The organism is Aeromonas sp. R1-1, assembly GCF_040908495.1.
In the GTDB taxonomy this organism is placed as follows: domain Bacteria; phylum Pseudomonadota; class Gammaproteobacteria; order Enterobacterales; family Aeromonadaceae; genus Aeromonas; species Aeromonas veronii.
On sequence record NZ_JBFODV010000010.1, the window covers coordinates 1 to 5,708 of the forward strand.

The window sequence follows — 5,708 nt, forward strand, 5'->3', positions numbered from 1 at the left end:
ACGGCCCGCCAATGCGGGCCGTTGTTGTTTATGGCTCGTCTACACTGCTAGATAGTTTCCATCTGGAGTGTACGGTTATGAATATTGCTCGTCGACTGCAACTGATAGCGCTGCTGGTGATGCTGACGCTCATTTTTCTCAGTTGGTTCAGTATCAATCGCCTTGGGGCAGGCAACCGTGATTTGAGCTATGTGACGGACAATACGGTGCCCAGTATTTCGCTGATTAAGGAAGTGCAGGCCGATTTCTATGAATTGCACTCGCTGGTACAAACACATGTGCTCAATACCGACTCAAGCAGGATGCAGCAGATTGAAACGGGTATCACCGAGATACGGGGACAGATCAATTCGCTGCTCGACAAATATAAGGCAGAGATGCTCTCCAATGATGAAGATCGGCGCCTGACCGACGATGATCAACGTATTGTCGCGCAATATTATCAGGAGATAGACAAGGTTCTGCAGCTCTCCCGCCAAAACAAGAACGATGAAGCAAGAGACATGCTGGCGGGAGAGGCATACGGATTGTTCCAGCAGTTTGCCAAGGCAATCGAGCTTCACGTCAACTTCAATATGGATTTGGGACTGGCGCTCAAGAAGCAGGGCCAGGAGAACTACGACAGCAGCCTGCAAACCCTGTTGTTTATCGCCGGTGGTGCCACCGTGCTGACGATGGGGCTGTTTGTCTGGTTGTTCAATCAGGTGGCCAATCCCCTTCGCACCGCCATGGATACCCTGACCCGGATCCAGCGCGACCTCAACTTTACCCTGAGAGCAGATGTGAAACAGCAGGATGAGATTGGCCTGACCCTCAATGCGGTCAACCGGCTGCTCGATACGCTGCAACAGACATTTACCGAGTTTTCCGTCGGCAGCTTGCAGATCAAGAGCACTGCCGAATCCCTCTCTCAGGCAGCGCAACACCTGGCCAGCTCGGCTAATCAGGCCAATGATGCCACCAGTCTGATAGCCGCCGGTGTCGAAGAGATGACGGTCAGCATCACAGATATCTCCCAGCGCACTCAGGAGACGAGCCGCATCACCAACGAGTCGGGGCAGCTGGCGACCGAAGGGGGCCGGACCATCGAGCGCACCGTTCATGCCATCAACGAGATAGCCGACTCCATTCGGCAGGCCTCGGCCGAGGTCATTGCGCTGGGTGAGGGCATTTCGCGCATTGGCGGTGTGGTCAACGTGATCCGTGATGTGGCAGGGCAGACCAACTTGCTGGCCTTGAACGCGGCCATTGAAGCGGCGAGGGCCGGGGAGTCCGGCCGTGGCTTTGCGGTGGTGGCGGATGAGGTGCGCAAACTGGCTGAGCGGACGGCGCAATCCACCCAGGAGATCTCCGCCACGGTAGAGGCGATCCAGCAGGAGTCAAACAATACGGTCTCTCGCATGCATCTGGTGGAGGAGAAGGTGAGTCAGGGGGTCACCATGGCGACCGAGAGTGGCGCCATTATTGCCGAGATCCGCAGTGCGTCGCACCGGGTGATGGATCAGGTGGGCGAGATCACCAATGCCATCCGCGAGCAGAGCTCTGCCGCCGAGTCGATCGCTCATCAGGTAGAGCAGATTGCTCAGGTCGTGCAGCAAACCAGCAGCACAGCGGAAGAGACCTCAGCCGCCGCCGAGGAGCTCAATGTCACCACAGAGAGCATCCACCAGCAGATATCCCGCTACCGCATTCAGTAACGCCGACGGTTGTTATCCATCTGCTATCCCCGCCAGCTGGCGGGGATTTTTTTATATGGCTTGCTTAGAAGCCTGAGCCCGGTTGCTGCAAAAATGCCGCCTCTTCCGGTGTGCTGGTGCGACCGAGTATGTCGTTGCGGTGGGGGAAGCGGCCAAAGCGTTCGATGATCACCTGATGGCGGCGGGCAAAGTCGGCAAATCCGGCAAAGGTCGCCTGCGCCGGTGTGCCAGCCTGCTCGGCAGCGAGTGCCTCGAACAGCGCCACACTTCTGGCCTGTTGTTCGCGGGATTCGGCATGCTCTAGCGGCAGATAGAAGAAGACCCGCTCCAGTGGCGAGAGGGATTTGTCAGCCCCGATGGACAGCCCTTTCAGGCAGAGATCCCTTGCCAGCGGATCTTGGGCAAAGGCCGCAGGCGTGCCGCGATGGATATTGCGGGGCAGTTGGTCGAGCAGCAGGATCAGCGCCAGCCGACCGCTGGGGAGATCGGCCCAGTGGGCGAGGCTGCCCTTGGCTGCGGCCTCTGCCAGCTCGCCAAAGCGGCTGGCCAGCATGGCATCCGTTTCGCTGCTTTTTCCCCACCAGAGGGGGGCTTGCCGTGTGGCCCGCAGGACGTCATCGGCTTCGTCGCCAAACCAGAGATCGAGTAGAGGTTGCCAGGGTTGCATGGGAACTCCTTGAGGTGATTCAGAGGGAACCAGGAACAAATGGCTCAGGGGTGCTGCCGAAACGGCGGCTTCTCGTTACACTGTGCCATCTTTTGCCCGAAAGACGTAACCCCCCGATGGCGAGCGCCGGATTTTTGGCTCGGCCGATGATGGCCTGCGATCGCCATGAGGTGGTCCTGTTGACCCTGGTGGTTATCGGGATGTACATCTCTCTCGCGGTGTTGTTCTCACTGATATAAGGAATCTTTGATATGGCCGGAACCAGTTTGTTGGCCCTGCTCGACGATATCGCCAGCGTGCTCGATGACGTGGCGCTGATGACCAAGGTTGTGGTGAACAAGCGCGAGACATTTTTCGGGAAGACGTTTCTCACTGATATAAGGGATCTTTGATATGGCTGGAACCAGTTTGTTGGCCCTGCTCGATGATATCGCCAGCGTGCTTGATGACGTGGCGCTGATGACCAAGATGGCGGCCAAGAAGACCGCCGGGGTGTTGGGTGATGATCTGGCCCTCAACGCGGAGCAGGTCTCCGGGGTGCGCGCCGAGCGGGAGTTGCCGGTGGTGTGGGCGGTGGCCAAGGGGTCATTTCGCAACAAGCTGATTCTGGTGCCCGCCGCCATCGCCATCAGTGCCCTGGTGCCCTGGCTTATCACGCCACTCTTGATGCTGGGAGGCGCTTACCTCTGCTTTGAGGGGGCCGAGAAGCTGGCCCACAAGTTCCTGCCCCATAAGGCGAGTGAAGGTGAGGCACATACAGCCCCCATTCCCGATGATTTGGCCGCGTTTGAGCAGCAGAAGGTGAAGGGAGCGATCCGCACCGATTTTATTCTCTCTGCCGAGATCATCGTCATCGCCCTTGGCACGGTACAGGGAGCAAGCCTCGCGCTGCAGCTCTCGGTAGTGGCGGGCATCGCCCTGCTGATGACCATCGGGGTCTACGGGTTGGTGGGGCTGATCGTCAAGCTCGATGACATCGGTCTGCATCTGCTGCAAAAGCCCGATGGCAGCGCCCTGCGCCGCGCGGTGGGGCAGGGACTGCTGGTGACGGCGCCCCGTCTGATGCACCTGCTGGCACTGGTCGGCACCATCGCCATGTTCATGGTGGGCGGCGGCATTCTGGTGCATGGCTGGCCCTTTGCCCATCACCTGATTGAAGGCGCAGCCGCAGTTGTCGCCACCCTGCCCACTGTGGGGGCCGTACTGGCGGCGGTGACGCCGACCCTGCTCAACGCCGTGGCCGGTGTGGTGGCGGGTCTGCTGCTGGTTGCCGTGATGACGCTGGTGAGCCGTCTTGCCCCGGCCAAGGGATAAGCGAGCTTGCGGGCCATTGTCTCTTTTTTCCTCTCTTCATTTTTTGGCCTTCGGGTTACCCGGTGTCGGACTTGCTGCCCGCAGGTCTGCTGCGCCTCCCGATAAAGGCCTTTGCGAGAAGTTATGTATCAACAACAGTGGAATAACGACCATATCTACCCGGGCCTCGACAGCCCAGAGCTGGAAGCGGACATGCGCGCAGCCCGCCACGCGCTGGAAGAGCTGGCCAGCTATATGGCGGGTCTGGACGGGGTGCGCGACGATGACGCAGCGCTGCTGGATTTCTTGCGGGAAGTGCGGCTGCGCGCCCGTGATATTCGCCATATCGGCTGGAACGTCGCCATTCTGGCCGCGTGCCGCGGCAGTCAGGATGCGCGGGATCCGCAGGCCAAACAGCTGGCGTCCCGTGCCCGCGCCCTCAACGCCGATCTGTTCAAGACCCTGGCGCCGGTGGAAGATCTGATGCTGGCGCTGCCGGAAGATGAATTTGCCGCGCTGATGAGGGATCCGTTGCTCGGCGAGGAGGCGTACCGCTTGGGCCATGAGCGTCGTTTGCAGGATCAGCGCTTGCCGGTGGCGGCGGAGCAGCTGGTGATTGGTCTGGGCACCGATGGCCTGCACGCCTGGGGCAACCTCTATAACGATCTGGTGGGCAAGATCCGCTTGACCATTGATGGCCGCGAGATGGGGCTGGCCGAGGCGAGCAATCTGCTCTCCAGCCCGATACGTGCGCTGCGTTTAGAAGCCTTTGATGCCATCAGCGCCGGTTGGGAAGGGGAGCAGGAGACGGTTGCCGCTATCCTCAATGCCCTCAACGGCTGGCGGCTGGAGCTGGCCCGTCAGCGCGGCAAAACCCGTGTGCTCGATGCGCTGGATCTCTCCTGCCATCAGAGCCATATCGAGCGAGCCACCCTCGATGCCCTGATGAGCGAAACCTGGCGAGCCCGTGGGTTGGGTCAGCGCGCCCTGGGGCTGATGGCCGAGCGCCTTGGTCTCGACGATCTGGGGCCGGAGGATCTCTTTGCGCCGCCGCCTGCTTCCAGCAGCCGCGACATTCCTTTTGATGAGGCGATCGAGTTGATTGCCAATGCCTTTAGCCGTTTCGATCCCGAGATGGGGGCATTTGCCCGCATGATGGCCGAGAAGGGGTGGATTGATGCGGCGCCCACACCAAATCGCCGCACCGGCGCCTACTGCACCAAGTTTGCCGAACCGGTCGAGCCGCGGGTCTTCGTCACCTATGCCGGCACCATGGACAATGTCATTACCCTGGCCCATGAGCTGGGTCACGCTTGGCACAACTGGGTGATCCGCGATCTGCCGATGAGTCAGCGCAGCTACCCCATGACGCTGGCGGAGACCGCCTCCATCTTCGCCGAAACTCTGGTGCGCAGCGCCCTGTTCGAGCAGGCGCAAAGCCCGGAAGAGCAGCTGGCCATCGCCTGGGCGGAGGCCGATGGCGCAGCCACCTTCCTGGTCAATATTCCGGCCCGCTTCGATTTCGAGCGGGCGCTGGTGGCTGAGCGGGCGCAGGGTTATGTGTCGGCAGAGCGACTCAAGACGCTGACTGACGAGGCATGGGGGCGCTGGTATGAGGGGAGCCTGACCCGCTATCATCCCATGTTCTGGGCGGCCAAGGCGCACTTCTCCATCGCCGGGCTGGGCTTTTACAACTACCCCTATCTGTTCGGTTATCTGTTCAGCCTCGGGGTCTATCAGCAGTTGATGAGCCGCAAGGCGGCGGGGGAAGAGGGCGTGGCCGAGGCCTATCGCGTCTTGCTGCGCGATACCGGCCGGATGAGCGCCGAAGATCTGGTAGCCAAGCATCTGGGGCAGGATATCCGTGAGGCCGCCTTCTGGCAGGGGAGTCTGGCACAAGTAGCGCAGGCGGTAGAGCGCTTCGCGCAGTTGCCTGCCTGATTGGGTCAGCGGTGATATGAACAACAGGCCCCCGGACAGTCTCGCTGTCCGGGGGCCTGTTTGTTATGCCTGCTTTTGTTGCGGTTTGATGGGACCAACGAATAGAGGAC

Annotated in this window: 5 protein-coding genes; 4 read left to right on the forward strand and 1 reads right to left on the reverse strand. The window is 60.5% G+C overall.

Features of this window, described 5'->3' with window-relative positions; all coding sequences use genetic code 11:
- Positions 1-77 precede the first annotated feature (77 nt).
- Positions 78-1,697 carry a methyl-accepting chemotaxis protein gene (locus tag AB5Y92_RS00365; protein ID WP_245133503.1) on the forward strand — a complete coding sequence of 540 codons (1,620 nt, stop codon included), beginning with the start codon at positions 78-80 and terminating at the stop codon, positions 1,695-1,697.
- A 64-nt stretch (positions 1,698-1,761) separates the two neighbouring features.
- Here AB5Y92_RS00365 and AB5Y92_RS00370 read toward each other — a convergent pair whose 3' ends face one another.
- Complete coding sequence (locus AB5Y92_RS00370) at positions 1,762-2,364, reverse strand: DUF924 family protein (RefSeq protein ID WP_245133504.1); 603 nt, start codon at positions 2,362-2,364, stop codon at positions 1,762-1,764.
- A gap of 251 nt (positions 2,365-2,615) precedes the next feature.
- On the opposite strand from AB5Y92_RS00370, the gene AB5Y92_RS00375 reads away from it, so the two are divergent.
- The 3 genes from AB5Y92_RS00375 to AB5Y92_RS00385 all read left to right on the forward strand — a co-directional run bounded on the left by AB5Y92_RS00375 (position 2,616) and on the right by AB5Y92_RS00385 (position 5,598).
- Positions 2,616-2,756 carry a hypothetical protein gene (locus AB5Y92_RS00375; protein WP_021231002.1) on the forward strand — a complete coding sequence of 47 codons (141 nt, stop codon included), beginning with the start codon at positions 2,616-2,618 and terminating at the stop codon, positions 2,754-2,756.
- Between the two features lies 1 nt (position 2,757).
- Positions 2,758-3,678 carry a DUF808 domain-containing protein gene (locus AB5Y92_RS00380; protein ID WP_335815118.1) on the forward strand — a complete coding sequence of 307 codons (921 nt, stop codon included), beginning with the start codon at positions 2,758-2,760 and terminating at the stop codon, positions 3,676-3,678.
- A gap of 123 nt (positions 3,679-3,801) precedes the next feature.
- Entirely contained in the window at positions 3,802-5,598 is a 1,797-nt protein-coding gene (locus AB5Y92_RS00385; RefSeq protein ID WP_368225101.1) for a M3 family oligoendopeptidase, read from the forward strand.
- The last annotated feature ends 110 nt before the right edge of the window (positions 5,599-5,708 follow it).

Coding starts and splice junctions, on each gene's coding strand:
- AB5Y92_RS00370 (WP_245133504.1), bottom strand. CDS start 2,364: ATGCAACCCTGGCAACCTCTACTCGATCTCTGGTTTGGCGACGAAGCC.
- AB5Y92_RS00375 (WP_021231002.1), top strand. CDS start 2,616: ATGGCCGGAACCAGTTTGTTGGCCCTGCTCGACGATATCGCCAGCGTG.
- AB5Y92_RS00365 (WP_245133503.1), top strand. CDS start 78: ATGAATATTGCTCGTCGACTGCAACTGATAGCGCTGCTGGTGATGCTG.
- AB5Y92_RS00385 (WP_368225101.1), top strand. CDS start 3,802: ATGTATCAACAACAGTGGAATAACGACCATATCTACCCGGGCCTCGAC.
- AB5Y92_RS00380 (WP_335815118.1), top strand. CDS start 2,758: ATGGCTGGAACCAGTTTGTTGGCCCTGCTCGATGATATCGCCAGCGTG.